Source organism: Pedococcus sp. NPDC057267 (assembly GCF_042668795.1).
Classification (GTDB): Bacteria; Actinomycetota; Actinomycetes; order Actinomycetales; family Dermatophilaceae; genus Pedococcus.
This window is the reverse complement of sequence record NZ_JBHUYG010000184.1, coordinates 1-1,847: the sequence shown is the minus strand read 5'-3', so window position 1 is coordinate 1,847 and position 1,847 is coordinate 1. Positions and strand designations below refer to the sequence as shown.

At 71.4% G+C, this 1,847-nt stretch carries 1 protein-coding gene; it reads right to left on the bottom strand.

Features of this window, described 5'->3' with window-relative positions; translation table 11 throughout:
• Window positions 1-110: 110 nt before the first annotated feature.
• Window positions 111-1,607: an FGGY-family carbohydrate kinase gene (locus tag ACFUC1_RS20535; RefSeq protein ID WP_379123161.1), complete on the bottom strand. Its 1,497-nt coding sequence runs from the start codon at window positions 1,605-1,607 to the stop codon at window positions 111-113.
• Window positions 1,608-1,847: the final 240 nt, after the last annotated feature.

Below are 1,847 nucleotides of genomic sequence, written 5' to 3'. Positions count from 1 at the left end.
GCCCCTTCCTGCTGCCGGTGGGCGACGAGGGCAGCCCGCTGGGGTGTTGACGGCCGGTGCTGCGGCTCCGCGTGAGCGGTGGGTGCCGCCGGCCGCACCCTCACCCGACCTCAGGACCGGAAGGCGTCCTCCTGGGTCGCCGCCAGCGTGTGGACCAGGCTCTTGGTGGCCGGGTACAGGTCGCCGTACACGCCGTACAGCCGGTCGTACAGTTCGTGGTTGGCCGGGTTGGGCTCGACGACCGTGCCCACCGAGGCCCAGTCGGTCTCGGGCGGCACCAGTCCCGTGCCGATGGCGGCGAGCAGCGCGTCGCCGTAACTGGCGCCCACGGTCTGGGTGGGGACGACCTGTGGTCGCCCGACCACGTCACTGACGATCTGGGTCCACAGGCCGCCCTGGGTGCCTCCGCCGACCGCGACGAGCCGGTCGATCGGTGTCTGCTCGCCGTCGAGGAACTCGACGATCTGGCGGATGCCGTAGGCGATGCCCTCGTAGACGGCGCGGAACAGGTGGCCCCGGCCGTGCCGCAGGCTGAGGCCCGCCACGACGCCCCGCGCGCGCGGGTCGAAGATCGGCGTGCGCTCGCCGGCGAAGTAGGGCAGCAGGACGAGCCCGTCGGAGCCGGGCGGCAGCGCCGAGGCCTCCGCCACGAGCTGCTCGAACGGCGCACCTCCCGTGAGCTCCTGAACCCACGACGTGAGGGAACCGGACGTGGACATCCCCGCCGCGAGGGTGAACTGCTCGCGCTCGACCCCGGTCGTGGTCCACAGCAGGGGGTGGGTCTGCAGCGACGGGAGCACCTGCACGAAGAACATCGTCGACCCGTACATCAGCATGAGGTCACCCGGGCGCCGAACGCCCGCGGAGAACGCCTCGCTCCACGCGTCCACCGTGCCCGCGCACACCGGGACGCCCTCGGGCACGCCCGTCGCGGCGGACGCCTCAGCCGTGACGCGGCCGACCACGTCGGCCGGCCACACGAGACGCGGGACCTCGAGGTGGCCGACCACGTCGGGCAGCCAGTCCTGCGCCCAGTCGTTGCGCCGCAGGTCGTAGAGCGGGTCGTTCTGGCTCGCGGTGTGGTGGTCCAGGACGTACTCGCCGGTGAGCTTGGCGACGAGGTAGGAGTTGGAGTTGAACCACCGCCGCGCCCGGCGCCATGCCTCCGGCTCGTTCCGCTGCACCCACACCATCTTCGGGCCGACCGCCTGGGTCGACAGGGCCTTGCCGCACCGCTCAAGCACATGCTCGGCGCCCAGCCGCTCGGCAAGCTCGTCGATCTCAGCGGTGGCCCGCATGTCGATGCCGTAGAGGATGGCCGGCCGGACCGGGGCGAGGTCGTCGTCGCACAGCAGCAGGCACGGGCCCACCCCGCTCACGCACATGCCGACGAGCTCGTGCCCGTCGAGGTCGCTCGTGAGCTCACGGCACACGTCGACGAAGTCGCCCCACCAGACCGCCTCGGCGTCGACCTCCGCCCAGCCCGGTCGCGGCAGGCTCATCGCGTGCTGGCGGACCGCGGTGCGCACGATGGTGCCGTCGGCAGTCGCGAGCACGCCCTTGGTGCTGCCGGTCCCCGTGTCCACGCCGAGCAGTACCTCTGCCATTGCCACATCCTCATCGAATGGTGCCTGGTGCGCCAGTCCACGACACGGTTGACAGATCCGAAAACTCCCGTGTCACAAGGGGCGGTACACCGCACGCCCCGTCGCGCCTCCGCGAGCCGACCCTTTCACATCGGAACGCTCGTTGCAGTTGAGTCCCCGATAGTGGTGTAGCGCGGTCGCCGTGATCGTCGGCGTGTTCGTCGTGGACGAGGAAGCGGCCACCGCGTGATCCTTCGAGTC

Excerpts from the sequence above, each read along its gene's own strand:
- ACFUC1_RS20535 (WP_379123161.1), bottom strand. The coding sequence starts at position 1,607 with ATGGCAGAGGTACTGCTCGGCGTGGACACGGGGACCGGCAGCACCAAG.